This window comes from Thioclava sp. JE_KL1, assembly GCF_009296265.1.
GTDB lineage: Bacteria > Pseudomonadota > Alphaproteobacteria > Rhodobacterales > Rhodobacteraceae > Thioclava.
Genome location: NZ_WBJS01000006.1, coordinates 309,112 through 332,487, shown reverse-complemented (window position 1 = coordinate 332,487; position 23,376 = coordinate 309,112). Strand labels below are relative to the sequence as shown.

Here is a 23,376-nt window from a genome sequence, read left to right as displayed (position 1 = left end):
CGCGCAAAGCTCTGTTTTACCAGATGAATCCGGTTCCGCCTGACCTGTGCGAGTTGCCCTCCGGGTCGTTTGAGGGTCGCGGCCTTAACCGCGGGCGATGAATTCGAAGGAGAACTTCATTCCCGGCTTTGGCGGGGGCGGGAACGGCGCGGCCCGGCGGACATGGTCGAGCGCCACCGCGTCGAGCCCCGAGGAACCGGAGCCGCGCAGGATGCGCACCGTACTCAGCCGTCCGTTCGCGGAGATCACGAAGCCGACCACCGCGCGCCCGCGGCCCTGCCCGCGTCGCTTCGGCGTGGACTGGATCTTGCGGATGACCGAGGCCGCGTATTGCCGGGGCGATTGGCCGGAGCGCGCGGCGCTGGGGGCCTTGGCGGGCTGGCCTTTATCGGCGGTGTTGCGCGCCTTGGCCGCGCCTTGCGAGGAGCCGCGCCGGGCATCGCGGGCGGCATTTCCCGCGTTGCTTGGGGAGGCTGGTTTCGCTTCGCTTTGCGCCTGTTTGCTTGGCTTGGCCCTTTGCTGCGGCGCGGGGCGTTGGGGGCGCGCTTCGGGGCGCTGGCTTTGCTGCGGGGCGAGCGTACTCTCGGCGCGCAGGGTCTCGGGCGCGGGGGTGACGGCGGCGAGGCGGTCCGGCGCTGTGGGCGCGGACGGGCTTGTGGCCTTGGGCATTGCGGGCGCCTCCGGCTGCACCGGGCGCGTGACCTCTCGGGCAATCGGTTCGGCGCGCTCCGGCGTAACAGGTGTGGCGCGTCCTGCCGCGAGATCGGCGAAATCATTGCCCAGAAGCGGGGCCTCCTGCGCGGCCTGCCCGCCTGCGGGTGGCAGTTCCGGCGCGGAGACAGGCGTTTGCGCCAACCCCAGCGCATGCAGCCCGGCGGAAACCGCAAGCGCCGCGATGGCGATGAACGCGCCCCGGGTCATGGCGCGTCTCCCCTCTCGGCCACGAGGCGGATGCCCTGCGCCCCCGCCGCGCTGAGATCGCGCGCCAGCGCCACGAGCGCGGGTGCGGGCGCCGCGCGATCGGGCAGGATACGGGCCACGCCGCCTGCCTCGGGCGGAAGCTGCGCGATGAAGGCGGACGCATCCGCGACGCCCTCGGGCCAGAGAATCTCGCCCTGCGCGCTCAGCGCCACCCGGCCCGGTTCGGGCGCGCGAGCGCCTTCCGGCAAAGCGACCAGTTGCAGATCGGCGGGCGGGCGCGCGGCGAGCGTGCCGGCCACGAGGAAGAAGGCCAGCAGCAGGAAGACCACGTTGATCAGGGTCAGGATTGGCTCGCTCCGGCGGCGGGTGAAACTCGTGCTCATCCCAGCACCTCCGCCTGCAGCCCCGGCACCGCGTGCAGCCGCACCAGCAGATCGGCCAGCCGCTGGCTCGACGTGTCAGGATCGAGGCTGACCAGCAGGCGCGGCGGGGACTGTCCGAAATCGACTCGCAGGGCCGCCTCCAGCGCTTCCAAGTCCAGCACCTTGCCGTTCAGGCTGATCCGCTCGGGTCCGAGCTTCAGGAAGGCCAGCTTGCTCTCGGGCGCAGCCGCGCCCCCTGCCCCGCGCGCCGCGATCGGCAGTTCGGTCATGCGTGAAAAGCTCGAGGCCAGCATGAAGAACATCAGCAGCAGGAAGATCACGTCGATCAGCGAGGTCATCGACAGGCTGCGGCGGCGAAGCGGCTTGCGCATGTCACTCTCCGGCGGTTTGCACAGCGCGATTGAGTTCGGCCCCGACAGGTGCGCTCTCGGGCAGCGCCGGGCCGCAGAGCGCCTCGATCATCAGCGCCGCCGTTTGGCTTTCGCGGGCGATGCGGCTCTCGACGAAGGACAGAAACAGCGAGACCGGCATCGCGATCCCGAGGCCGAGCGCGGTGGTCAGAAGCGCCACCCAGATGCCGCCCGCAAGCTGCGCCGGATCGACCGAGGAGCCTGCGCTCTGCAGCGCCTGGAAGGCTTCGATCATCCCCAGAACCGTGCCGAACAGGCCCAGCAGCGGCGCAGTCTGCGCGATGGCGTCCAGCAGCCGCATCCCTGCCTCGCTGCGGGCGGCTTGGATTTCGGTCTCGGTCTGCAAGCGAGTCCGCAGCGCCTGCGGATCGGGGGCCGACATCGCGCGACGGGTCAGGTCCACCAGCGGACCGCGGGCTTGCGCAAGGCTCTGGCGCGCGGCCCCGCGCTGGCCCGCCTGCCACAGATCGAGCGCGGTCTCCAACCGCGCGTGAGCACCGATCCGCAGGCTCGTCAGGTGCCAGAGCTTCCACAGCACCGCCGCCCCGGCGATCACTGAGACACATAGCAGCAGCGCCACGACCCAGCCGCCCAGCGCGACGAAATCGTTCAAACCCTGTTGGATTGCCGCAAGAGAGATCATCCCGTCACCTCCGTTCCGTCGACGCGCGAGCCGGTTACCAGAGCGTCCGCGCAGGCCGCTTCGTCCCCGCCCTCGCAGCTCTCGACGCCATTGATCAGGATCTGGCCAAGCGCCTCGCAGCGCAGCCCGGCCAGATCGAATTGCCGCACGCGGGGCTTGGCTGCGGGCAAGTCGCGGAAATCGAGGAGCAACAGCCGCTCGACCGCGCCCGCGCGGGTGAAGATCACGGCCTCCACCACCAGCGCGTCGAGATCGCTCTCCAGCCCGTTCTCGGCGAGAAAACTCAACCGGCAGGCGTCTTCGGCCTCGGTTGCCCCGGCCAGCGTCAAGCTGAGCCGGGGCGCGCCCTGCGCGGAAATGCCATGAGGGAGGCACGCGCAAAGCAGTGTCAGAAGCGCCGCCCTCACCATGTGAAGGCTTTCGCGACGGCGAGTTTCACGTTCCGGCCCGGCGCGTTGTCGAGCGAGAGGTTATTGCGATATTCGCGGTCGAAGACGTTCTCGACCGTGAGGTTCACCTCGATTCCGGCGAGCCGTTCGGGTTTCCAGCTGACGAAGAGATCATGCGTGGCGTAGCCCGGCGCGGAGGTCGAGGTGGACGCCGTCTCGATCCCGCTGAAGCCCTGCACGCGCCAGCCCGCGCGCACACCCTGATCGGGGAATTTCGCCCCCAGCGTCAGCGCGATATTCTCGGCGGGCGTGTCGGTCAGGGTCTGGCCCGTCGCCTCGTCCTTGGATTTCACCTTGGAATAGGCGAGCTGGCCGAACCAGCGATCGGCCTCGTAGGACGCCTCGATCTCGCCGCCCCAGATTTTCGCGGAATCGACATTGCGGAAATAGGGCAGGCCGACCGAGCCGGAGGGGTTGGCTGCGATCAGATCGGTCAGATCGTTGTGGAACAGCGTGGCTTTCGCGGAAAGGCTGTCGCCCTCCGACAGAAGGCCCGAAGTCTGATAGGTCACGCCCAGCTCGACCGTGGTGGCTTTCTCCTTGTCGAGATTGAGGCTGGCGGTGCGGCCAGCCGCCCCGATCCCGTCGGTCTGATAGAGCTCGTCCAGCGTCGGCATCCGCTCGGTCCGCGCGAGCGAGCCGAAGACGCCCCAAGTGTCGTTGAACTGATAAAGCGCCGCGATCTTGGGCGAGATTGCCGTCCCGTCCTGATCGGTGCCGCCTTGGGCCGCCGCCGCCGCATCGGGCGAGAGCCACGCCCGGTCCACGCGCAGGCCCGGCGTGATCGTCAGCTTGTCGTTCCAGACGAATTCGCCCTGCACATAAAGGCCCAGCTTGTCCTCGGTGCCGCCCGGGTGGAAGGCGGGTTCGCCCACCGAGGAATTCGCGTAGCGGTTCTGATGCGAGAGCTGCGTGCCGAAGGTGAGGTAATTCTCCCACGCGCCGCGCGACATCTCGACGGTGTTCTCGAGCTTGAGCGCGGTCGTCTCATAGCTCGCCGTATTGGGGCAGAGCACCGAAAAACGACCCGCCGAACACATCATACCAAGCGAGAAATTATCGCGCTCCGTCGAGGTTTTCGAGTAGCTCAGCTGCGCTTCGAGATCGAGCCACGGGTTGCCCACCCCTTCATTGGCATAGGTCAGGCTGAGCGTATCGTCGATCGCATGTAGGTCCGAAGTGCCGAAAGCCGAGGCCAGCGCCCCGCCGGTCTGCGCGACGGCCGCATCCTTCAGGTCGCTATCGGTGCGCGAGGCCGAAAACGTCAGGCGCTGATCGCGGTTCTCGCCGAAATAGTAGTTCGACTTCAGCAGCGCCGACCAGCGGTCGCCAGCCGTCGCCGGGATCGTTTCGCCTGCACCGTCTTCCATGTCGTCGGACGAACCTTGCGAATAGCTGAGCAGCATATCCGCATCCTCGCCCAGCTTCTGGGCATAGGTCAGCGTGCCGATCTTGCCGTCGCCATTGCTGTCATACGCGCCCTTGAGCCGGACCGCGCCGGTCTGCCCCTCGGGGATGAAATCGGTCGCGTCCTTGGTGGTGAAATTCACCACGCCGCCAATCGCGCCCGAGCCATACATCGTGGACGAGGCCGGGCCGCGCAGCACTTCGACGCGCTTGTAAAGCTCGGGATCGCCGAAGAAGGAACCGGTGCGATACTGCTCGAAGAATTTCACCGCGCCGTCCACGGTGATGATGATGCGGTTCTGGCTGCCGGTCTGCTCGGCATTGCCGATACCGCGGATGTTGAAGGCCTGCCCCAGCATCCGCGCCGAGGCGCCTGCCGCCTGCACGCCCGGCACGTCGGCAAAGAGATCGCCCATCGTGCGCGGCTGTTCCTCATCGAGGTCCTGCTGGTCGATCACCGTCACCGCCTGCGGCGTGTCGATTGCCACTTTCGGCGTGCCCCAGCCGTAAATAAGGCGGCCCAGCATCGTGTAGCCGTCATCGGTCCCGCTCTGCTGTGCGAGTGCCGGACCTGCGGCGGCGATCAGCGCGAGGCTGGTAACTGTCGTGAAAAGCCGCATCCGCGCGGCGCGAGGCGTCGTAGCCATGAGTGTCCCCTTTGTGGTCTGCATGGGGCTGGCGTGACGCTGGCAGCGCAGAAACTGTCTTGATCTCGATGATGTGACCAGCTAGAGAATCCGACAAAACTAGTCAAGTATATTCCTGAGATATATTTGACCCCATCCGCGCCCAGCCCGAGGCCTCGCCCTCTCGCCAGATTCGCGCCCTTTGCGAAAACGACGAGAGGACTCCCCATGCCCGCAGACGGCACCCTGCCCCAACAGCTTTCCCCCGAAGGTATCCGCGCGTTGCGCGCCGAGCGCCCCGAGATGCGCGCGCGCGATTTCGCCACTCAGCATGGCATCGCGGAGGCCGAACTGGTCGCCGCCCAGATCGGCGCGACCGCCACCGCGATCGAAGCCCATCCCGATGCGCTCATGCCGCGCCTGACCGCGCTTGGAGACGTGATGGCGCTGACCCGCAACGAGAGCTGCGTGATCGAGCGGCGCGGGACTTACGAAGAGTATCACTCGGGCGCGCATGCGCAGATGGTGCTCGGCAAGGAGATCGACCTGCGTCTCTTCGCGCAGCACTGGGCCCATGCCTTCGCGCTGGAGGATGGCGACAAACGCTCGATCCAGGTATTCGACCGGGCGGGCGATGCGCTCCACAAGGTGCATCTGAAACCCGAGAGCGACTTAGAGGCCTTCTACGCGCTCGTCGCGGCGCTGCGCCTGCCCGAGCAATCAGATCAGCTCGACCTTGCGCCCCGCGCTCAGGTCGACGCCGCGAAATCGCTGCCCGAGAAGGCCGAGACCCTGCGCGCGGAATGGGACAAGCTGACCGACACGCATCAGTTCCTGCGGCTGGTCTCGAAGCTTAAGATGAACCGGCTCGGGGCCTACCGCATCGCGGGCGCGCCCTATGCCACCGAGATGTCCCCCGATGCGGTTGAGGCGCTGCTGACCCGCTGCGCAACTGATCAGACGCCGCTGATGATCTTCGTCGGCAATGCGGGCTGCATCGAAATCCATGGCGGCACGATCGAGACGGTGAAGCCGATGGGCCCGTGGATCAACGTGCTCGACCCGCGCTTCAACCTGCATCTGCGCGGCGACCACATCGCCGAGGTCTGGCTGGTCGACAAGCCGACGAAGAACGGCCCCGCGCTCAGTCTCGAGGCCTTCGACAAGCACGGCGCGCTGATCACGCAGATCTTCGCCTCGCGCAAGGATGGCGGCGTCGAGGCGTTCAACGCGACGATCCGCGCGCTGCCGCGTCTGGAGGGTCAGGCATGAAGCGCCTTGCCCTGATCGCAGCCCTCCTCACCGCAGGCCCCGCACTGGCCGAGCCTGCCCGCGTGATCTCGCTCGGCGGGGCCGTGACCGAGATCGTCGCGGCGCTTGGCGCAGAGGACCGGCTCGTCGCGCGCGATACCACCTCGGAATATCCCGAGGCCATCACCAAGCTGCCCGATGTGGGCTATGTCCGCGCGCTCTCAGCGGAAGGCGTGTTGGCGCTCGCTCCCGACCTGATCCTCGCCGAAGCCACGGCAGGCCCGCCCGAGGCGGTGGAGACGCTGAAGGCGGCGGGCGTCGATTTCGTCGCGCTGCCGGGCGATCCGAGCGTGCAAGGCGTGCGCGAGAAGATCGCGGTGGTGGGGGCTGCACTCGACCGCAAGGAAGAAGCGCAGGCGCTCACCGCCAGTTTCGACGCCGAGATGGACGCGGTGCGCAAATCGGCGGGCGCTGTCGCCACGCCGAAGCGGGTGCTGTTCGTGCTGTCTTTGCAGAACGGCCGCGTGATGGCAGGGGGCGAAGGCTCCTCGGCGGAGGCGATCATCGAGCTTGCGGGCGGGGTGAATGCCGCGACAGGCTTGGCGGGCTACAAGCCCGTCACCGACGAGGCGATCCTTGCCGCCGATCCAGATGTGATCCTGACGATGGATCGCGAGGGCGAGATGGCGGTGACCGAGCGCGACATCCTCGCTCACCCCGCGCTGGGGCAGACCCGCGCAGCCCGGGGCGGCGCGCTGGTCGCGATGGACGGGATGCTGCTTCTGGGCTTCGGGCCACGCACCCCGCAGGCCGCGCAAGCGCTGCATGCGGCGCTTTATCCCGAGGCGGAGGGCTGAGGCGATGGCGATGACCTCCCTCGCCCTGCTCGTCGCCATACGCAGCCCCTGCGCGCCGCTGCGGCTCGGGCTGATCGCGCTCTTGGTGATCGCGGCGGCCCTGTCGCTCGGGACCGGGGCGGCGGGGGTCTCGCTGCCGCAGGTTCTGGGCCAGTGTCTGACCGGCGCGGAGATCTCGACCCGTGACCGCGTCGTGCTGCTCGATATTAGGCTGCCGCGGCTGGTCATGGGGCTGATGGTCGGGGCGGCGCTCGCAGTGGCGGGCGCGGTGATGCAGGGGCTGTTTCGAAACCCGCTCGCCGATCCCGGCATCATCGGCGTCGGCGCGGGCGCGGGCCTCGGCGCCGTCGCGATGATCGTGCTGAGTGGCTTCCTCCCCGCTGCTATCGCCGCGTTCTTCGGCACATGGCTGGTGCCGGTCGCGGCCTTTGGCGGGGCGTGGACGGCCACGCTGCTGCTCTATCGGGTTGCGAGCCGGAGCGGTCAGGTCTCCATCGCGACACTTCTTCTGGCCGGGATCGCGCTGGCTGCGCTGGCGGGGGCGTTGACCGGCATCCTGACCTATCTCGCCGATGATACGCAGCTGCGCGACCTGACCTTCTGGGGCATGGGGTCGCTGGCAGGCGCGAGCGACATGAAGCTGCTGGTCGGCGGACTGCTGATCGGGCCTGCGCTGATCCTGACCCCGCGACTTGCGCGCGGGCTGAACGCGCTGGCACTGGGCGAGGCGACGGCGGCGCATATGGGCCACGATATCGAGCGGCTCAAGCATCGCGCGGTGATCGGCGTCGCGGCGCTGGCGGGGGCTGCGGTCGCGATGGCGGGCGGGATCGGCTTCGTGGGCATCGTGGTGCCGCATCTTCTGCGCATCGCGGGCGGGCCGGATCACAAGACGCTGCTGGTGGATGCGGCCCTCCTCGGTGCGGCGCTTCTCGTGCTGGCCGATCTGATCGCGCGGCTGGTGGTCGCGCCTGCGGAACTGCCCATCGGGATCGTCACCGCCATTCTGGGCGCGCCGGTCTTCCTGTGGATCCTGATCCGCCGTCAAGGACTGGGAGGCGTCTGAACATGCTGGAGATTTCCGATCTGCATGTCGCGCGCGGGCGCAGCGACGTGTTGCAGGGCCTCTCGCTGACCGCCCAACCGGGCGCGGTGACGGTCATCCTCGGCCCGAACGGCTCGGGCAAATCAACGCTGGTGCAAGCGGCCTCCGGGGCGCTGCCCTATCGCGGGCGGATCGCCCTGCAGGGCCATGAGATCGCTAAGACGCCCGCCTGGCGGCTGGCCGCGCTGCGCGCCGTGCTGGAGCAATCGAACAGCGTCGCCTTCCCCTTCACCGTGGCCGAGGTGGTGGGGATGGGGCTGCATGCCGGGATCGAGGCGGATCACCCCGAAATCGTGTCCGCCGCTTTAGCCGAGGTCGGGCTGAGCGATCTGGCCCATCGTCCGATCCAGTCGCTTTCGGGCGGTCAGCAGGCCCGCGCCCATCTGGCGCGGGTGCGGGCGCAGGTCTGGCAACCGGTCAGCCACGCAGGCCCCCGCTGGCTTCTGGTCGACGAGCCGGTGGCAAGCCTCGATATCGCGCATCAGCTCGAGGTTATGGCGATCCTGCGGCGCTTCGCCGATGCGGGCGGCGGCGTGGTCGCGGTGATGCATGACCTCAACCTCTCGGCGCAGCTGGCCGACGAGATGGTGCTGATGCGCGAAGGCCGGATCGAGGCGCATGGGCCGCCCGAGGCGGTGATGCGCGGGCCGATCCTCAGTCGCACCTATGGATGCGAGTTGCAGGTGGGCGCGGCGGCCTCGGACGGTCTTTGGGTTCTGCCGCAATTCGCGCGACCGGCCTGAGCCCGCGCGCCGTCTTTCACAGGTTTCGCACAGAAGTCTGAGTGTTCGCATCGCCACAAGCGCGCTATGCTCGCGGCAGTGCCGCGCCTCCTGCGGCGCCGGAACAGGCAGGACCGTCGCATGACCCAATCCTTGAACCGCCTCGTCGAGCGGCAAATCCAGAAGGCCCTCGCGGAGGGACAGTTGAGCGGGCTTTCCGGCGAGGGCAAACCGCTCCCGGATCGCTCGGGCGAGGCGTTCACCGATATGGCGACGGCCGTGGCGTCGCGCATCATGGCCGAAGCCGGCGCGCTGCCCGAGGAGTTCAAGCTCAAGAAGCTGCTGGAGGCCGCCAAAGAGAGCTACCGGGAGGCGGAGGGCGAGGATGCCAAGCGCGTCGCGATGGCGCTGATCGCCGATCTGGAGCAGCGCTACAACATCGCGGTAGAGGCGCGGCGGCGTTTCATGGCCCCTTAGCCTGACGCGGGCGTTCGAGGTTCGATCCGCTTGACCCAGAACAAGGAAATCCGCGCGGAAAGCGGCGACGGTGACGCGTTTCCTGACGTCACGCTCCAAGGCCGCCCCAATGTCTGTTGCTCGCGAACACCCGACCCCGACATCGACGGCGCGCGCATTGCTCGCCTTTCTCGCGCTGACCTTCGCGATCACCTGGGGCGTGATCGGCAGCTACATCTTCTGGCCTGACGCCATGGCCGCGCGGTTCGGCCAGATCAGCGGCGCGCACCCGCTCTTCTTTCTGGCCACCTGGGCCCCGGCCATCGCGGCCTTCACGGTGGTGGTGGCCTCCGCGGGACTAGGCGGCTTGCGCGGGTTCCTGTCGCGGCTTCTGATCTGGCGCTGTCCCGCACCGTGGTGGGGTTTTATCCTGCTCGTGATCCCGCTCGTCTTCATGGCGGGCTCGCTGATCAAGGGCGGCCCCCTGCTTGCGCCGATGCCGCCCGAGGGCGTGGGCGCGATGGTCAGCGTGATGTTCATGATGCTGCTTCTCGGCCCGATCGAGGAGTTCGGCTGGCGTGGCGTCGCGCAACCGCTGTTGCAGCGCCACGTCGCCCCGTTCTGGGCGGGCGTGCTGATCGGCGCGATCTGGGGCGTCTGGCACCTGCCCGCCTTCTACCTCGCCGGGGTGGTTTTCGCGCAATGGAGCTTCCTGCCCTTCTTCATCGGCAATATCACCCTCGCGGTTCTGGTCACGCCGATCTTCAACGCGGCGCGCGGCAGCCTGCTACTGCCGATGCTGTTCCACTGGCAGCTCATCAACCCGTTCTGGCCGGATGCGCAGCCTTGGGACACATGGATTCTGGTGGGCGTCGCCGCGATCGTCGTCTGGTGGAAGCGCGACATGATGTTCACGCGCGAAGGCGCCGTGACCGAAGTGATCCCCGGTGAAGAGCGACCATGAAGCAAGGGTAGGCGCAGTCACCTGGGAAAGCGAATGTCGGTGACATCGGCGATGTAGAACGGGAAATAAGCCTCACTCTCGAAGTTGTTCCCCGCCTCTACATGCGTCGGCAGCCGAAAGCCCTCGACCTCGCGAAACTCCGAGAGATAGCCGCCGAAGGGCTGAAGCCGGTGGCGCTTTTGCGGGTTCGCATTGCTCCAGCGCAGGAAGCGGACCTGCTCGGGGCGGCCATCCTCGGCGACGGTGAGATCGACCGCCTGCTCCAGCCCGTTATGGCGCATCGTCATCCGGGCGATGTTCGTCGAGACCGGCTCCCACGTCACATTCGGGCCCGGCAGCACCGCGGCGGGCGTCCAGAAAACCGCTTCGGCCACGTAGCGCCCGAAGGCGGAGCGTTTGTGATCCGCGCTGCCGCCGAACCGGGCCACGGGGGCGAGCCCCGCGATCCAGAACCGGGTCCATTTGGCGCTGTCGGAGCCGCTGAGACGCATCCCACTGGCCCCGCCCGACATCGCCCAGACGAAGCCATGCGGCGCGGCGAGGACCTGCGTGGCGCGCATCGGCATGTAGCCGGGGTCGGATTTGTCACCCATGCCGAACTGCCCCTGCATCTTCAGCCGGGCGACGGTGTAGAGCGGCGTTCCTTCCGCGATGGCGAAGGTGAAAAACCGGCGCGCGGGCTCGGGGAGGTCGGCGACCATATCACCGGAGAAGCGCGGCGGATCGCTGGGTTGAAATGCACTCAGGCGGGCCATCTCGGACCGGTCTGCCCGCAGGTCGAGACGTCGCCTTGCGAAAAGGCCGAGCAGCCCGATGGCGACGATGGCCAGAACCCAAAGAGCCATGCAGCTTTCCTACCTTTCCATGTCCGATCCGCGAGATGCCAATTGCGCGCCGTCCCGGACTTGAGGATAGCACAAAGACTTAACGCGCTTCGATCCGCTCTGGTCGCCGCGCATCCCGAGAACTGACCGCCGGGGCGCGAGGGACAGGGACGCAGTCACGCGCCCGTGAAATTGCAGTTCCGACCCCCTGCCCCTATCGTGCCGCGGCAAGCGGTGCGCAGGCGCGTGGAACTGGCCCCATGGGAAATCCCCGACTGGCCCTGTCGCACCGGCAGACCACGAAGACAGACTGGCCGCGACCGCCGTGCCGAGATGCGCGGCCCGACAGGCAGCAAGACAGGAAGGCCCCTTCATGACCAAGACCGCCCTCATCACCGGAGCCACCGCAGGGTTCGGCGACGCCATCGCCCGCCGTTTCGCCCATGAGGGCTGGAAGGTCATCGTGACCGGGCGCCGTCAGGAACGGCTCGACGCGCTAGTCGACGCGCTTGGCGGTCCGGAGGTCGCGCATCCCCTGTGCTTCGACATCCGCGACGAGGACGCGACGCGTGCAGCGCTCGACAGCCTGCCCGAAGGCTTCGCGCAGATCGACGCGCTGATCAACAATGCGGGCCTCGCGCGCGGCACCGCGCCTGCGCAGGACTGCGATCTGGATGACTGGCGCGCGATGATCGACACCAACATCACCGGGCTCGCAGTGATGACGCGGCTCACGCTGGATCGGCTGATCGCGCGCCGCGGGCTGATCGTGAACCTCGCCTCGATCGCGGCGAACTGGCCCTATCCGGGCGGCAATGTCTATGGCGGGACGAAAGCCTTCGTGCAGCAATTCTCGCTCGGGCTGCGCTCGGACCTGTCGGGCACCGGCGTGCGCGTGACCTCGATCGAGCCGGGCCTGTCGGAGAGCGAATTCACGCTGGTACGCACCGGCGGCGACAAGGCGGCCTATGACAAGCTCTATGCCGGGGCCGATCCGTTGCAGCCCGAGGATATCGCCGAGAGCATCTACTGGGTGGCCGCCCTGCCCGCGCATGTGAACATCAACTCGATCGAGATCATGCCGGTGAGCCAGAGCTGGGCGCCGTTCCAGATCCACCGCGACTAAAGCCAGCGAAAAGACCGGCGCGGGGCCGATCACAGATAGACCGAGAGGCCCCGCCACCCTGCCAGCACCGCCGAGATCGCCATCACCGCGATCGCGATCTTGCGGTATTGCGCATAATCGAGCCGCGCGAAGGCCGCCGTGCCCGCCCAGGTGCCCAGCGCCATCGGCGGCACGGAAATCGCGGTCAGCCAGAGCACCTCCCCGTCAATCGCACCTGCGAGCCACAGCCCCGGCACCGCGATCACCGAAGCCACGAAGAAGAACAGCAGCAATGAGGCCCGCGTCTGCGCAGGCGGCGTGCCTGCGCCGAGGTAATAGACCACAGCCGGCGGCCCGGGCATCGCTGCCAGACCTGAGAACGCGCCCGAGGCCACACCCGCCAGCAGCGCCAGCCCCGAATGGGGCTGCGGCGCCGCGGGCTTGTAGCGCAACAGCATCGCGAGCCCTCCCAGCACCAGCACCGCAATTGCCATCCGCGCGGCGTCGGGGCTGAGCGCACTGAGCGCCCAGATCCCCAGCGGCGTGCCGATCAGCGACCCCGCGCAGAGCCGCAGCAGCGAGGGCCGATGCACGGCGCCGCGCAGCTTGACCAGATCGTGCAGCCCCACGACCACCTGCAACAGCACCGCCATCGCGACCGCCTCCAGAGGCGGGATGAACAGCGACAGGATCGGCACGGCGGCAATCGCGAAACCGAACCCCGCCATGCCGCGCAGCACCGCCGCATAGGCCACGGCGAGGATCACATAGAGGGTCGTGGCGTCGAACATCATCGGCTCCGTCAGGGTCGTTCCCTCGCCCTAGCTCGCCGCCTGCGCGCCCGATTGGTCCAGAGCGGCATTTTCGTTGGGGCCAGAGACGCCCTCTTGCGCCAGCCGCGCCGCGATCTCGCCCAAGAGGCGCATCCCCGGCACGATGGCCTCGGTCTGGATCAGCGACAGGCCGAGCCGGATGAAGCGCCCCGCCTGTTCCGGGGCCACGAAGGGATCGCCGTTTTCCAGAAGGATACCTTCCGCCCCCGCCGCTGCGATCAGCTCGCGCCCGTCGACGCCCGCGGGCAGCTCCAGCCAGACCGAAGAGCCGCCATGACACGGATCGGGCGCACGGAAACCGGGCAGCAGATCAGGCAGATGTTCCATCACGCGATACCAGCGGTCGGCATGGGCTGCGCGCAGCTTGCGCAGCAGCGACAGGTAATGCCCCTCGGCCAGAAAGATCGCGGCCGTGCGCTGGTTGTTGAGCGGGACCGAGCGATGCACCAGCCGCCGCAGCCAGCGCGCCTCTTTCACCAGCGGCTCGGGGGCCACCAGAAAGCCCAGGCGCACCCCCGGCGCAAGCGTCTTCGACAGCGTGCCGAGATAGATCACCCGCCCGTCCCGATCGCGCGATTTCAGCGCCGGTTCGCGGGCGAAGGCGACCTCGCCCTCGTAATCGTCCTCGATGATCAGGAAATCGTCCTGCGAGGCCCGCGCGAGGATCTCGTCGCGGCGCGGCCCCGGCATCATCACCATCGAGGGGCAATGCGCGCCCGGCGTCAGCAGCGCCAGATCGAGCCCCTGCCCCGAGGCGATCCGCGCGCCTTTCTCGTCGATCGGCAGCGGCACGGACTGGGCGCCGGACATCTCGAAGATGAAGCGCGAATCCGGGTAGCCCGGCATCTCGCAGCCGACCCGCTTGCCCGCCCCCGCCAGAAGCTGCGCGAGCAGGTAGAACCCCTCCTGCGCGCCGAGCGTAATCAGGATCTCCTCGGGCCGCGCATAGATGCCGCGCTCGGGCAGGATGCGGGTCCGGATCTGTTCGATCAGCATCGGATCGTCATCGACCGCGCGATCCGCCGCCCACCAGTCGAGCGAGGCCCGCCCCAATGTATCGCGCGAGGAATTGCGCCACGCGTTGAGCGGGAACAGCCGCGGATCGACCTGCCCGAAGATGAACGGATAGGGATAGTCCTGCCAGTTCAGCGGCTTGCGGATATGGTTGAGTTTCGATGGGGTGACGCCGATGCGGGCCTGCCAATCGACGACGGAAGCGCCTGCGACGCTCTGGCCCTTTCCCTGTCCGCGGGTGGCGACGAACAGCCCGCGGCGCGGCTGCGCCTCGAGATAGCCGCGCGCGACCAACTCGTCATAGACTGCGGTGGCGGTGTTGCGCGCGATGCCCAGCTTCTCGGCCAGCGCGCGCGAGGACAGCACCTTCTGCCCCGGCGCCATCTTGCCTGCGTGAATCGCCGCAATCAGCGCCTGACGCAGCTGGCTTTGCAGCGGCTCGGGGCTGTTGCGGTCGATGGAGACGGGCAAGCGATCCATGATCTGGCTCCTTTGAATTGCCCTCGCATCTGCGCTCTGGCCCCATCGAAGAGCAAGGCCGAGCGGTCCAGATGCCGCCCAATCTTCGGCAATTGCCCATTTTCCGGTCATCTGCCCGGCTGAGGGCTTAAAACCTCTGCCCGAAATACATCGATGCCGAAATCTGGCCCCATCGGAATTGGCGCTCTGGCCCTCACATGCTGCACCGCGGAAAGGCTTGATGGGCGCCGAACCCAAAGGAAAGGGAAACCCCGATGGACGGTCAGTTCAACGATATCAGCGCCACGGTCGAAGCCGACCGCGCCCATGTCTGGCACCACCTGTTCCAGCACGCCGCACTGGACCACCGCGATCCGCGCATTCTTGTCGAGGGCAAGGGCATGACGGTCTGGGACCAGACTGGCCGCGACTATCTCGATGCGGTCTCGGGCGGCGTGTGGACGGTCAATGTCGGCTATGGCCGCGAGAGCATCGCCAATGCCGTGCGCGACCAGCTTCTGAAGATGAACTATTTCGCAGGCTCGGCGGGCACGATCCCGGCGGCGCAGTTCGCCGCCCGTCTGGTCGAGAAGACGCCGGGCCTGAGCCGCGTCTTCTTCGCCAACTCGGGCTCCGAGGCGAATGAGAAAGCCTTCAAGATGGTGCGCCAGATCGCGCACAAGCATCACGGCGGCAAGAAGTGGAAGATCCTCTACCGCGAGCGCGACTATCACGGCACCTCGCTGGGCGCGATGGCGGCCTGCGGTCAGGAACAGCGCCGCGACCAGTATGGCCCCTTCCCCGACGGGTTCGTCGCCGTGCCGCATTGCCTCGAATATCGCGCGCAATGGGATGACGAAGATTACGGTGTCCGCGCGGCGAACGCGATCGAAGAGATCATCCTGCGCGAAGGCCCCGACACCGTGGGCGCGATCTGCCTCGAGCCGATCACCGCAGGCGGCGGCGTCATCACTCCGCCGCCGGGCTATTGGGAGCGGGTTCAGGAAATCTGCACCAAATACGACATCCTGATCCATATGGACGAGGTCGTCTGCGGCATGGGCCGCACCGGCGAATGGTTCGGCTACCAGCATTACGGCATCAAGCCCGATTTCGTGACCACCGCGAAGGGGCTGGCCTCGGGCTATGCCGCGATTTCGTGCCTGATCACCACCGAAGAGGTGTTCGAGAAATTCCGCTCCGATCCCGACGATCCGATGAGCTATTTCCGCGACATCTCGACCTTCGGCGGCTGCACGGCGGGTCCGGCGGCGGCGCTGGAAAACATGCGCATCATCGAGGACGAGAACCTGCTCGCGAACACCAACGCGATGGGTGATCTGCTGATGGACCGCCTGATGGAGCTGAAGGACAAGCACGCCGTCGTGGGCGATGTGCGCGGCAAGGGCCTATTCTGCGGGTTGGAACTGGTCGCGGATCGCGCCACGAAAGAGCCGCTCGACGAGAAGCTTTGCGAGGCGGTCGTGGGCGCTTGCGACGCCGAGGGTGTGATCATCGGCAAGACCTCGCGCTCGTTCAAAGGCTTCAACAACACACTGTGCCTGAGCCCCGCGCTGATCGTCGGCCCCTCCGAGATCACCCGGATCACCGAGACGATCGACCGCGCGCTGGCCAAGCTCAGCGCCTGACACGGATCAACACCGGCCCGGGCGGGCAACCGCCCCGGCCCCTCCCCGAAAGAGGCCGCAAACGGCCCGCTCAACCAACAGACGAGGATAGACATGTTCAAGAAAACCGCCCGTTACGCGACGCTCGCGCTGATCGGCCTGCTGCCGATGGCCACGGCCGCCTCGGCCGAAACGCTGATCATCGGCAATTTCGGGACGCCGATCCCGATGATGACCAAGGTCAACACCGAGGAATACGCGAAGGCGATGGGCTACGATGTCGAGTGGCGCAAATTCGCCTCGGGCACCGACGTGATCGCCGCGATGGCTTCGGGCGACGTGAAGCTCGCGGCGCTCGGCTCCTCGCCCTTCGCCATCGCCGCCAGCCAGGGCGTTCCGATCAAGCTGTTCATGATCGGTGACGTGATCGGTCAGGCCGAGAGCCTGATCGCGCATGACGGCTCGGGCATTTCGTCGCTGGCCGACCTCAAGGGCAAGCGCGTGGCCGTTCCGGTCGGCTCGACCGCGCACTTTTCGCTCACCGGCGCGCTCAAGCATGAGGGCATCTCGGAAAGCGACCTGACCATCCTGTCGATGTCGCCCGACCAGATCGCCGCCGCGTGGGAGCAGCACGCCATCGACGCCGCATGGATCTGGGATCCGGTTCAATCGCAGCTTCTGAAATCGGGCACCCGCATCATGGGCGCGGACGAGACCGCGAAATGGGGCTACCCGACCTTTGACGGCTGGGTCGTCAACAGCCAGTGGGCCGAGGAAAACCCCGAAGCCGTCGCAGGCTTCGTGAAGGTCACCGCCGAGGCCGACGCTTCTTACATCGACAACAAGGACGCCTGGACCGCCGACAGCGACGAGGTAAAAGAGATCGCCACGAATACTGGTGCGGACGCAGCACAGGTTCCGGGCATCCTCGGAGGTTACACCTTCCTCAAGCCCGCCGATCAGGTCGGCTCCGACTGGCTGGGTGGTGCGATGGCGCCTGCGATCAAATCGACCGCCGAATTCCTGAAGGAAGCGGGCCGGATCGACTCGGTGGCCGATGACTACTCGCAGTTCATCACGCTCAAGCCGCTGCAAGACGCAATGGGCGAATAAAGACACGCCCCAGCGCCCGGCCAGAGATCTGGCCGGGCGTTTCCCATTCCCCAGCTCCGCCCCGGAAAGGAAGCCCAGATGCTTGAAATCCGCCGCGCCTCCGTACTCTACCCCGCCCGTGACAAATCCGAGCCGGTCGAAGCCCTTCGCAATGTCGAGCTGACCATCGAGCCGGGCGAATTCGTGGTCGCCCTCGGCGCCTCGGGTTGCGGGAAATCGACCCTCCTGAACCTGATCGCGGGGTTCCTCGCGCCGAGTTCGGGCCAGATCAAACTCGACGGCGCCCCCGTGACCGGCCCCGGCCAGGACCGCGCCGTGGTGTTCCAGAAACACGCGCTGATGCCGTGGATGAACGTGCTCGACAACCTCGCCTTCGGGCTGAAGCTGCAGGGCGTCGCCAAGGCCGAACGCTACAAGGTCGCCCGCGAATTCCTGACCGTGCTGGGCCTCGAGGGGTTCGAGGACAGCCCCGTCTACATGCTCTCGGGCGGGATGCAGCAACGCGTGGGCATCGGCCGGGCGCTCACTGCCGATCCGCGCATCCTGCTGATGGACGAACCGCTCGGCGCGCTAGATGCGCTGACCCGCGAACGCGCGCAGGAGCTGATCCTGAAAATCTGGGAAGCGCAGGGCAAATCGGTCTTCCTGATCACCCACTCGGTCGAGGAGGCGCTCTTCATGGGCTCCAAGCTGATCGTGATGTCGCCCCGTCCGGGCCGGATCACGCATCGCTTCGAACTGCCCTTCTCGCGCCGGTTCCTCGCAGGCGAGAGCGCCCGCGACGTGAAGGCATCCCCCGAATTCATCGCGATGCGCGAGACCATTCTCGGCATCATCTTCGCAGACGAGGAGAAGGCCGCATGACCATGGACATCCAAGATGAAAGCCGCCCCGCCCCGATGATCAAACGCATCTTCCGCCAAGCGCCCACGAAACCCGGCCAGACTTATGGCGTGCCGGGCGAAGGCAACACGATCAAGATCTCGGTCGTGGCCGTTCTGGTGGTGCTGGGCCTGTGGCAGATCGTGACCGCCTCCGGCCTGATCGCGCCGCTGTTCCTGCCCTCGCCCGTGGCCGTCGTGCAAAAGCTCTTCGGGCTGATCTCGACCGGCTTCACCGGCGTGCCGCTGTGGGAGCATATCCTCGTCTCCGCAGGCCGCGTCTTTGCCGCCTTCGCGCTGGCCTGTATCATCGGAATTCCGCTGGGCCTCGCGATGGGGATGAGCCCGGTGATGCGCGGGCTGTTCGATCCCTTCCTCGAGTTCTACCGCCCGATCCCGCCGCTGGCCTACCTGCCGCTGATGATCATCTGGTTCGGCATCGGCGAGACTTCGAAAGTGCTGCTGATCTTCCTCTCGGTGCTGGCGCCGGTGGCGCTCGGTGCACGCGCAGGCGTCCGCTCGGTCGCGATCGAGCAGATTCACGCCGCCTATTCGCTGGGCGCGAGCCGGGCGCAGGTGCTGCGCGAAGTGGTGCTGCCCTCGGCGCTGCCGGAAATCCTGACCGCGATGCGGATCGGCGTGGGCTTCGGCTGGACGACACTGGTCGCCGCCGAGATGGTCGCGGCGACGATGGGGCTTGGCTACATGGTGCTCTCGGCCAGCCAGTTCCTGCAGACCTCGACGGTGCTCGTGGGCATCTTCCTGATCGGCGGCATCGCGTGGTGCTTCGATCTGGCGATGCGCTGGGTGGAGAAGAAGGTCGTGCCCTGGAAGGGCCGGATGTAAGCCCGCAACGCGAAAGGCCAGGTTTGATCCGCCCGGCCTTTGTCCAAGGCGGCGGCGCTGCGCTGAGAAGCGCGCGCCGCCGTTTTCATTTACGCGCCGTGCAAGGTCACTTCGGCACCAGCTGATAGAGCGCACCCTCGCCCGCATCCTCGATGATCCAGACCTCGCCCTTGGGCCCCACGGCCACGTCGCGCACGCGCATCTGCAAATCCCAGCGCGCGATCTGATCCGAGCCGTCGCCCGCGATCAGCGCGAGCCCGTTACCCGCAAGCCCGCCGATCAGCATATCGCCCTGCCAGTCGGGGAAGTCGCGCCCCTCATAGACCGCGAGCCCCGCTGGCGCGATCACCGGCGTCCACCACAGTTTCGGCGCCGCGAAGTCGGGCCGCGTGTCGTGATCGGGGATCGACAGGCCGGAATAGTGCCGCCCGTTCGAGACCGCGTTCCAGCCGTAATTCTTGCCCTTCTCGATCAGGTTCAACTCGTCGCCGCCGCGCGGCCCCATCTCGTGCTCCCAGAGCTTGCCGTCGGGCGTGAAGGCAAGGCCGTATTGGTTACGGTGCCCCTCGGTCCAGGTCTCGGCACGCACGCCGCCTGCCCCCTCATGGGGATTGCCGGGCGCGGGTTGGCCGTCGCGGGTCAGGCGCAGGATCTTGCCGCGCGGATTGTCGGGGTCCTGCGCGGTGTCGGGCTGCATCCGGTCGCCCACGGTGAGGTAGAGCAGACCGTCCGGCCCGAAGGCCACGATCCCGCCGGGCTGACCGCGCCCGCCCGGCGTCTGCTGCCAGATCGTCTTCAGCTGCGTGAGCTTGCTGCCGTCCAGCACGCCGCGCGCCAGATGCAGCGCGTTATCAGGCGCGACATAGGTGATATAAACCTCGCGCGTGTCCGGGAAATCGGGCGGCACCGCAACGTCGAGCAGCCCGTTCTGGCCGCTATATTGCACCTTCGGCAGCCCGCTGATCGCCTGCGCTCCGCCGCCCGTGACATGCCACATCTTGCCCGCCTTTCCGGTCACCAGAACCGAACTGTCGGGCAAGGGCGCGATGGCCCAAGGGTTTTCCAGCTGCGCGATCGGCTTGAGCACGAAAGGCAGATCGCGGCTCGCGGGTTTCTCGCCCACGTTCTGCGCGGCGGCAGGCGTGGCGAGCGGCGCGACGCCGAGGCTCGAGAGAACGGGGATCGTCAGGGCGAGCGCCAATGCGGCGCGCAGACTTGGAAACGGGTTCATGAAGCACCTCCTCCCCTAGAGATGGGGCGGGTGCGCGCGAGTGGAAGGGGTCTAAGGGGCACTGCCCCTCTGCCTGCGGCATTCACCCCGGGACATTTCAAAAGAGCGAAGACGTGTAAAAAGACGTCTTCGCTCTTGCGCAAATATTCCGGGGGACGCACGTCAGCGCGGGGGACGAAGCCCCTGCCGTCACTTGAAGTTGCGGCTGTCCTTCAGCTGGTCCCAGGCCCAGACGACCTCTTGCAGCATCTCTTCCTGAGAGCGGTCGCCGCCGTTCATATCCGGGTGCAGCACCTTGATCAGCGCCTTGTAGCACTTGCGGACCTCGGCCTTGGTCATCGAGTCCTTCGCCTCGAGAATGTCGAGCGCGCGACGTTCGGTCGGCGGCAGCTTGCGGCCCATCGTCCGGCCGGGGTTCTTCGTGGCGTTGTCGCCGAGGATCTCATGCGGGTCGGAGATCCCGTGACGCGCCCAGCCGGCCTCTTCCTTGGCCTTGCTGAAGGGCTTGGTCGGCCGCTCCCAGACGGTCGCATTGTCGAGGAAGGCCTGAAATTCCTCCTCGGACTGACCCTGGAAATAGTTCCAGTTCAGATTGTACTCGCGGACGTGGTCCTTACAGAACCAATAGTAGTCATCGAGGATTTTCGGGCTTTTCGGCGCACGGTACTTGCCCGGCTCGTTGCAGCCTTCCTTGTCGCAGATCCGGGTCGAGGTCTCGAAAGCCCCCGACATGCCGCGCCTGCCACGCGAGCGGCGCTTCTTGTCCGCCGCGGCCGAAATGTTGAAGCCGAAAGGATCGCTGTTGCTCATGCTTGCCTCTTGCCTGCTGCCCGAATGCCACTTCGGGGCGGCGTTTGAGGCCTGCCTCCGAGTCGGGTCACGCAGTCTACTGGAAATGACAGATGTTGAAAGGGGGTCGGGCGGAAATGGGGCCGCTATTTGCTCGGATCAAGGGTCGGCGCGGGCCGCCCCTACGGCAACGCAACCGGCACGCCGAGATGAGGCGCGCGGCATGTCTTGCAGCTGGAAGCTCAGGACGCGCGGCACCCGCTTTCGGGACGCCGCCTTCGCAACGCCCCTGCCCCGCGTCAGTCTTCGTCTTTGGCAGCCCCGTCGCGGTTGGCGCGCAGTTTCGGCGCGCGGCCTTCCGGCGCATCGGCGAGAAGCGCGCGACGCTTGGCCTCGGGCGCGTCCTCGTCATTGGCCGCATCCTCGGGATCGGGATGCGCGCCGACCGCGCGCGCCGGATCGGCGCTGGTGGGACGGCGGAAGACGAGCAGGTTGTGATAGACCGTGGATTTGCCGGTGAGCCCGGTACGCTCTTCCGCGGGCAGGGTCTCTGCGCGCAAGTATTCCCAGCCGCGCGTGGCCATCTCGTTCATCACGCCCGAGAGCGCATGGGCGAAACGGTCCGCGCCGGATTTCAGGCCGCGCTCCTTGTCGCCGCGCGCGGGCGCCGGGATGACCTTGTATTCGTAATGCTGCATGATGCACCTCAAGCTTTGCGGCCTTTCTAGCGGATGGCGGGTCCGGGTCAACTCAAACCAAGCCACGCTGGCGGGAACGGGCCGATAGCAGCCTCGCGCATCACGCGTCATCGCCCCCTTGCACGCCTGCGCGCGATGGTTCACAAATCGACCCAACCACGAAAGGACGTCCGCGATGCTCGACCAGACCGCCAAGCCCACTGAAGAAATCGACCTGCGCGAGGTGTTCGGCCTCGATTCCGACATGAAGGTCAAAGGGTTTGCAGAGCGCACCGACCGCGTGCCGGAGATCGACTCCACCTACAAATTCGACCCCGACACCACGATGGCGATCCTCGCGGGCTTTGCCTACAATCGCCGCGTGATGATCCAGGGCTATCACGGCACCGGCAAATCGACGCATATCGAGCAAGTCGCCGCCCGCCTGAACTGGCCCTGTGTGCGCGTCAATCTCGACAGCCACGTGAGCCGGATCGACCTGATCGGCAAGGATGCGATCAAGCTGGTCGACGGCAAGCAGGTCACCGTCTTCCACGAAGGCATCCTGCCCTGGGCGCTGCGCAACCCGACCGCGATCGTCTTCGACGAATACGATGCGGGCCGCGCCGACGTGATGTTCGTGATCCAGCGCGTGCTGGAAGCCGATGGCAAGCTGACGCTGCTCGACCAAAACGAAGTCATCACGCCGAACCCCTATTTCCGCCTGTTCGCCACCTCGAACACGGTGGGTCTGGGCGACACGACCGGCCTCTACCACGGCACCCAGCAGATCAACCAAGGTCAGATGGACCGCTGGTCGCTGGTCTCGACGCTGAACTATCTCAGCCATGACGCCGAGGTCGCGATCGTTCTGTCGAAGAACCCGCAATACAACACCGAGGCCGGCCGCAAGGTGATCAGCCAGATGGTGACCGTGGCCGATCTCAGCCGGACCGCTTTCATGAATGGCGATCTCTCGACGGTGATGTCGCCGCGCACGGTGATCGCATGGGCACAGAACGCGCGCATCTTCGACAATATCGGCTATGCGTTCCGTCTGAGCTTCCTCAACAAATGCGACGAGTTGGAGCGCCAGACCGTGGCCGAGTTCTACCAGCGCCTCTTCGACGAGGAACTGCCCGAGTCGGCGGCGGCTATCGCCTCGTGATCCCGCGCCTCGCGATCCGGGGCGCGCTCTTCGCGGCGCTGCTGCCCTTCGCGGCGGCAGCTCAGGAGGCGCCCAAGGATGGCGAGATTTTCGCGGCCCTCACCGGGGATTGGAACGGCGACGGCACGCAGGATGCGGCGATGCTGGTGCAGAACGGCGCGGATGCGGCCGATCTGGTGATCTATCTCGGTGATCCGACCTTCGGGCTGAAACGCGAGATGACGGTCGAACGGGTGGTCTTTTCGGGCCAGATGGGCGGTCAGACACCCTCGCTCGAGCCGCTTTCCGACAGCGCGTTCAAGCTGCATTCCGAACAGATCGGGATCGGGCGCACCCCGTGGGAAAGCGCCTATTCCATCGCGTGGCGCAATGGCGGCTTCGTCGTCTCGGGCTACAGCTACCGCTATTACGACCGGATCGATCCCGAGGATACCGGCACCTGCGACGTGAACCTGCTCAATGGCGATTACGTCATGACGCGGCGCGGGCAGACCGCGAAGGGCTCGCAGGATCGTCGCGCCTTCCCGCTGAGTACGTTGCACGCGGACTGGATGCCGATGATCTGCACGGGGCTTTTCCAGTAATCGCAGCCCCTGGAGGCGCGCATAAAAACG

Annotated in this window: 25 protein-coding genes; 13 read left to right on the top strand and 12 right to left on the bottom strand. The window is 66.9% G+C overall.

The features are described 5' to 3' along the window. Positions 1 to 84 precede the first annotated feature (84 nt). From F8R15_RS13825 to F8R15_RS13800, 6 genes are all read right to left on the bottom strand, one after another. Complete coding sequence (locus F8R15_RS13825; RefSeq protein WP_152844957.1) at positions 85 to 921, bottom strand: energy transducer TonB; 837 nt, start codon at positions 919 to 921, stop codon at positions 85 to 87. Next, a complete protein-coding gene (locus tag F8R15_RS13820) occupies positions 918 to 1,304 on the bottom strand; it encodes a biopolymer transporter ExbD (RefSeq protein WP_152844956.1) in 387 nt (128 codons plus the stop codon). Before F8R15_RS13820 ends, F8R15_RS13825 begins: the two co-directional genes overlap by 4 nt. After that, a complete protein-coding gene (locus F8R15_RS13815) occupies positions 1,301 to 1,675 on the bottom strand; it encodes a biopolymer transporter ExbD (RefSeq protein WP_253732596.1) in 375 nt (124 codons plus the stop codon). The genes F8R15_RS13820 and F8R15_RS13815 overlap by 4 nt, the downstream gene beginning before the upstream one ends. Before the next feature lies 1 nt (position 1,676). After that, complete coding sequence (locus F8R15_RS13810) at positions 1,677 to 2,357, bottom strand: MotA/TolQ/ExbB proton channel family protein (RefSeq protein WP_152844955.1); 681 nt, start codon at positions 2,355 to 2,357, stop codon at positions 1,677 to 1,679. Then, positions 2,354 to 2,686, bottom strand: a complete 333-nt coding sequence (locus tag F8R15_RS13805; protein ID WP_152844954.1) for a hypothetical protein — start codon at positions 2,684 to 2,686, stop codon at positions 2,354 to 2,356. Before F8R15_RS13805 ends, F8R15_RS13810 begins: the two co-directional genes overlap by 4 nt. 74 nt (positions 2,687 to 2,760) lie before the next feature. Then, on the bottom strand, positions 2,761 to 4,860 hold the full coding sequence (locus tag F8R15_RS13800; RefSeq protein ID WP_253732594.1) for a TonB-dependent receptor: 2,100 nt from the start codon (positions 4,858 to 4,860) through the stop codon (positions 2,761 to 2,763). Positions 4,861 to 5,067: 207 nt separating this feature from the next. On the opposite strand from F8R15_RS13800, the gene F8R15_RS13795 reads away from it, so the two are divergent. From F8R15_RS13795 to F8R15_RS13770, 6 genes are all read left to right on the top strand, one after another. Then, positions 5,068 to 6,111 (top strand): hemin-degrading factor, encoded by a 1,044-nt coding sequence (locus F8R15_RS13795; RefSeq protein WP_152844953.1) that lies wholly within the window; start codon positions 5,068 to 5,070, stop codon positions 6,109 to 6,111. After that, positions 6,108 to 6,947, top strand: coding sequence for a hemin ABC transporter substrate-binding protein (locus tag F8R15_RS13790; RefSeq protein ID WP_152844952.1), 840 nt, complete (start codon positions 6,108 to 6,110; stop codon positions 6,945 to 6,947). Before F8R15_RS13795 ends, F8R15_RS13790 begins: the two co-directional genes overlap by 4 nt. Before the next feature lie 10 nt (positions 6,948 to 6,957). Beyond that, positions 6,958 to 8,013: an iron ABC transporter permease gene (locus tag F8R15_RS13785; protein WP_253732623.1), complete on the top strand. Its 1,056-nt coding sequence runs from the start codon at positions 6,958 to 6,960 to the stop codon at positions 8,011 to 8,013. A gap of 2 nt (positions 8,014 to 8,015) precedes the next feature. Beyond that, positions 8,016 to 8,795, top strand: coding sequence for a heme ABC transporter ATP-binding protein (locus F8R15_RS13780; RefSeq protein WP_152844950.1), 780 nt, complete (start codon positions 8,016 to 8,018; stop codon positions 8,793 to 8,795). Between the two features lie 120 nt (positions 8,796 to 8,915). After that, entirely contained in the window at positions 8,916 to 9,251 is a 336-nt protein-coding gene (locus F8R15_RS13775; protein ID WP_078547572.1) for a DUF1992 domain-containing protein, read from the top strand. A gap of 109 nt (positions 9,252 to 9,360) precedes the next feature. Continuing rightward, complete coding sequence (locus F8R15_RS13770; RefSeq protein ID WP_152844949.1) at positions 9,361 to 10,194, top strand: CPBP family intramembrane glutamic endopeptidase; 834 nt, start codon at positions 9,361 to 9,363, stop codon at positions 10,192 to 10,194. Between the two features lie 17 nt (positions 10,195 to 10,211). Here F8R15_RS13770 and F8R15_RS13765 read toward each other — a convergent pair whose 3' ends face one another. Next, complete coding sequence (locus F8R15_RS13765) at positions 10,212 to 11,039, bottom strand: DUF6544 family protein (RefSeq protein ID WP_152844948.1); 828 nt, start codon at positions 11,037 to 11,039, stop codon at positions 10,212 to 10,214. A gap of 352 nt (positions 11,040 to 11,391) precedes the next feature. On the opposite strand from F8R15_RS13765, the gene F8R15_RS13760 reads away from it, so the two are divergent. Continuing rightward, positions 11,392 to 12,144 (top strand): SDR family oxidoreductase, encoded by a 753-nt coding sequence (locus F8R15_RS13760; RefSeq protein WP_152844947.1) that lies wholly within the window; start codon positions 11,392 to 11,394, stop codon positions 12,142 to 12,144. A 29-nt stretch (positions 12,145 to 12,173) separates the two neighbouring features. Here F8R15_RS13760 and F8R15_RS13755 read toward each other — a convergent pair whose 3' ends face one another. After that, a complete protein-coding gene (locus tag F8R15_RS13755) occupies positions 12,174 to 12,914 on the bottom strand; it encodes a sulfite exporter TauE/SafE family protein (RefSeq protein ID WP_152844946.1) in 741 nt (246 codons plus the stop codon). 30 nt (positions 12,915 to 12,944) lie between these two features. Continuing rightward, positions 12,945 to 14,450 (bottom strand): PLP-dependent aminotransferase family protein, encoded by a 1,506-nt coding sequence (locus F8R15_RS13750; RefSeq protein ID WP_253732592.1) that lies wholly within the window; start codon positions 14,448 to 14,450, stop codon positions 12,945 to 12,947. Positions 14,451 to 14,704: 254 nt separating this feature from the next. Between F8R15_RS13750 and F8R15_RS13745 the strand changes: the two genes are divergently transcribed. From F8R15_RS13745 to F8R15_RS13730, 4 genes are all read left to right on the top strand, one after another. Then, the gene (locus tag F8R15_RS13745; RefSeq protein ID WP_152844945.1) at positions 14,705 to 16,078 is read left to right on the top strand and encodes an aspartate aminotransferase family protein; all 1,374 of its coding nucleotides are present in this window, start codon (positions 14,705 to 14,707) and stop codon (positions 16,076 to 16,078) included. A 93-nt stretch (positions 16,079 to 16,171) separates the two neighbouring features. Continuing rightward, positions 16,172 to 17,170 (top strand): taurine ABC transporter substrate-binding protein, encoded by a 999-nt coding sequence (gene tauA / locus F8R15_RS13740; protein ID WP_152844944.1) that lies wholly within the window; start codon positions 16,172 to 16,174, stop codon positions 17,168 to 17,170. A gap of 78 nt (positions 17,171 to 17,248) precedes the next feature. After that, complete coding sequence (locus F8R15_RS13735; RefSeq protein ID WP_152844943.1) at positions 17,249 to 18,034, top strand: taurine ABC transporter ATP-binding protein; 786 nt, start codon at positions 17,249 to 17,251, stop codon at positions 18,032 to 18,034. Further along, positions 18,031 to 18,897, top strand: coding sequence for an ABC transporter permease subunit (locus F8R15_RS13730; protein ID WP_253732590.1), 867 nt, complete (start codon positions 18,031 to 18,033; stop codon positions 18,895 to 18,897). Before F8R15_RS13735 ends, F8R15_RS13730 begins: the two co-directional genes overlap by 4 nt. A 106-nt stretch (positions 18,898 to 19,003) precedes the next feature. On the opposite strand, the gene F8R15_RS13725 is transcribed toward F8R15_RS13730, so the two are convergent. The 3 genes from F8R15_RS13725 to F8R15_RS13715 form a co-directional block, all read right to left on the bottom strand. Further along, positions 19,004 to 20,128, bottom strand: coding sequence for a PQQ-dependent sugar dehydrogenase (locus tag F8R15_RS13725; protein ID WP_152844942.1), 1,125 nt, complete (start codon positions 20,126 to 20,128; stop codon positions 19,004 to 19,006). 189 nt (positions 20,129 to 20,317) lie between these two features. Next, on the bottom strand, positions 20,318 to 20,938 hold the full coding sequence (locus tag F8R15_RS13720) for a DnaJ domain-containing protein (RefSeq protein WP_078522979.1): 621 nt from the start codon (positions 20,936 to 20,938) through the stop codon (positions 20,318 to 20,320). A 278-nt stretch (positions 20,939 to 21,216) separates the two neighbouring features. Next, positions 21,217 to 21,615, bottom strand: coding sequence for a hypothetical protein (locus F8R15_RS13715; protein WP_078571686.1), 399 nt, complete (start codon positions 21,613 to 21,615; stop codon positions 21,217 to 21,219). 175 nt (positions 21,616 to 21,790) lie between these two features. Between F8R15_RS13715 and cobS the strand changes: the two genes are divergently transcribed. Both cobS and F8R15_RS13705 read left to right on the top strand, forming a co-directional pair. After that, the gene (cobS, locus tag F8R15_RS13710) at positions 21,791 to 22,762 is read left to right on the top strand and encodes a cobaltochelatase subunit CobS (RefSeq protein ID WP_152844941.1); all 972 of its coding nucleotides are present in this window, start codon (positions 21,791 to 21,793) and stop codon (positions 22,760 to 22,762) included. Further along, positions 22,759 to 23,346 (top strand): hypothetical protein, encoded by a 588-nt coding sequence (locus F8R15_RS13705; RefSeq protein ID WP_078601784.1) that lies wholly within the window; start codon positions 22,759 to 22,761, stop codon positions 23,344 to 23,346. Before cobS ends, F8R15_RS13705 begins: the two co-directional genes overlap by 4 nt. Positions 23,347 to 23,376 lie beyond the last annotated feature (30 nt).

Bases quoted from the DNA above. Each gene is read 5' to 3' on its own strand.
- F8R15_RS13825 (WP_152844957.1), bottom strand. From the start codon at position 921: ATGACCCGGGGCGCGTTCATCGCCATCGCGGCGCTTGCGGTTTCCGCC.
- F8R15_RS13820 (WP_152844956.1), bottom strand. From the start codon at position 1,304: ATGAGCACGAGTTTCACCCGCCGCCGGAGCGAGCCAATCCTGACCCTG.
- F8R15_RS13815 (WP_253732596.1), bottom strand. From the start codon at position 1,675: ATGCGCAAGCCGCTTCGCCGCCGCAGCCTGTCGATGACCTCGCTGATC.
- F8R15_RS13810 (WP_152844955.1), bottom strand. From the start codon at position 2,357: ATGATCTCTCTTGCGGCAATCCAACAGGGTTTGAACGATTTCGTCGCG.
- F8R15_RS13800 (WP_253732594.1), bottom strand. From the start codon at position 4,860: ATGGCTACGACGCCTCGCGCCGCGCGGATGCGGCTTTTCACGACAGTT.
- F8R15_RS13795 (WP_152844953.1), top strand. From the start codon at position 5,068: ATGCCCGCAGACGGCACCCTGCCCCAACAGCTTTCCCCCGAAGGTATC.
- F8R15_RS13790 (WP_152844952.1), top strand. From the start codon at position 6,108: ATGAAGCGCCTTGCCCTGATCGCAGCCCTCCTCACCGCAGGCCCCGCA.
- F8R15_RS13785 (WP_253732623.1), top strand. From the start codon at position 6,958: ATGACCTCCCTCGCCCTGCTCGTCGCCATACGCAGCCCCTGCGCGCCG.
- F8R15_RS13780 (WP_152844950.1), top strand. From the start codon at position 8,016: ATGCTGGAGATTTCCGATCTGCATGTCGCGCGCGGGCGCAGCGACGTG.
- F8R15_RS13775 (WP_078547572.1), top strand. From the start codon at position 8,916: ATGACCCAATCCTTGAACCGCCTCGTCGAGCGGCAAATCCAGAAGGCC.
- F8R15_RS13770 (WP_152844949.1), top strand. From the start codon at position 9,361: ATGTCTGTTGCTCGCGAACACCCGACCCCGACATCGACGGCGCGCGCA.
- F8R15_RS13765 (WP_152844948.1), bottom strand. From the start codon at position 11,039: ATGGCTCTTTGGGTTCTGGCCATCGTCGCCATCGGGCTGCTCGGCCTT.
- F8R15_RS13760 (WP_152844947.1), top strand. From the start codon at position 11,392: ATGACCAAGACCGCCCTCATCACCGGAGCCACCGCAGGGTTCGGCGAC.
- F8R15_RS13755 (WP_152844946.1), bottom strand. From the start codon at position 12,914: ATGTTCGACGCCACGACCCTCTATGTGATCCTCGCCGTGGCCTATGCG.
- F8R15_RS13750 (WP_253732592.1), bottom strand. From the start codon at position 14,450: ATGGATCGCTTGCCCGTCTCCATCGACCGCAACAGCCCCGAGCCGCTG.
- F8R15_RS13745 (WP_152844945.1), top strand. From the start codon at position 14,705: ATGGACGGTCAGTTCAACGATATCAGCGCCACGGTCGAAGCCGACCGC.
- tauA (WP_152844944.1), top strand. From the start codon at position 16,172: ATGTTCAAGAAAACCGCCCGTTACGCGACGCTCGCGCTGATCGGCCTG.
- F8R15_RS13735 (WP_152844943.1), top strand. From the start codon at position 17,249: ATGCTTGAAATCCGCCGCGCCTCCGTACTCTACCCCGCCCGTGACAAA.
- F8R15_RS13730 (WP_253732590.1), top strand. From the start codon at position 18,031: ATGACCATGGACATCCAAGATGAAAGCCGCCCCGCCCCGATGATCAAA.
- F8R15_RS13725 (WP_152844942.1), bottom strand. From the start codon at position 20,128: ATGAACCCGTTTCCAAGTCTGCGCGCCGCATTGGCGCTCGCCCTGACG.
- F8R15_RS13720 (WP_078522979.1), bottom strand. From the start codon at position 20,938: ATGAGCAACAGCGATCCTTTCGGCTTCAACATTTCGGCCGCGGCGGAC.
- F8R15_RS13715 (WP_078571686.1), bottom strand. From the start codon at position 21,615: ATGCAGCATTACGAATACAAGGTCATCCCGGCGCCCGCGCGCGGCGAC.
- cobS (WP_152844941.1), top strand. From the start codon at position 21,791: ATGCTCGACCAGACCGCCAAGCCCACTGAAGAAATCGACCTGCGCGAG.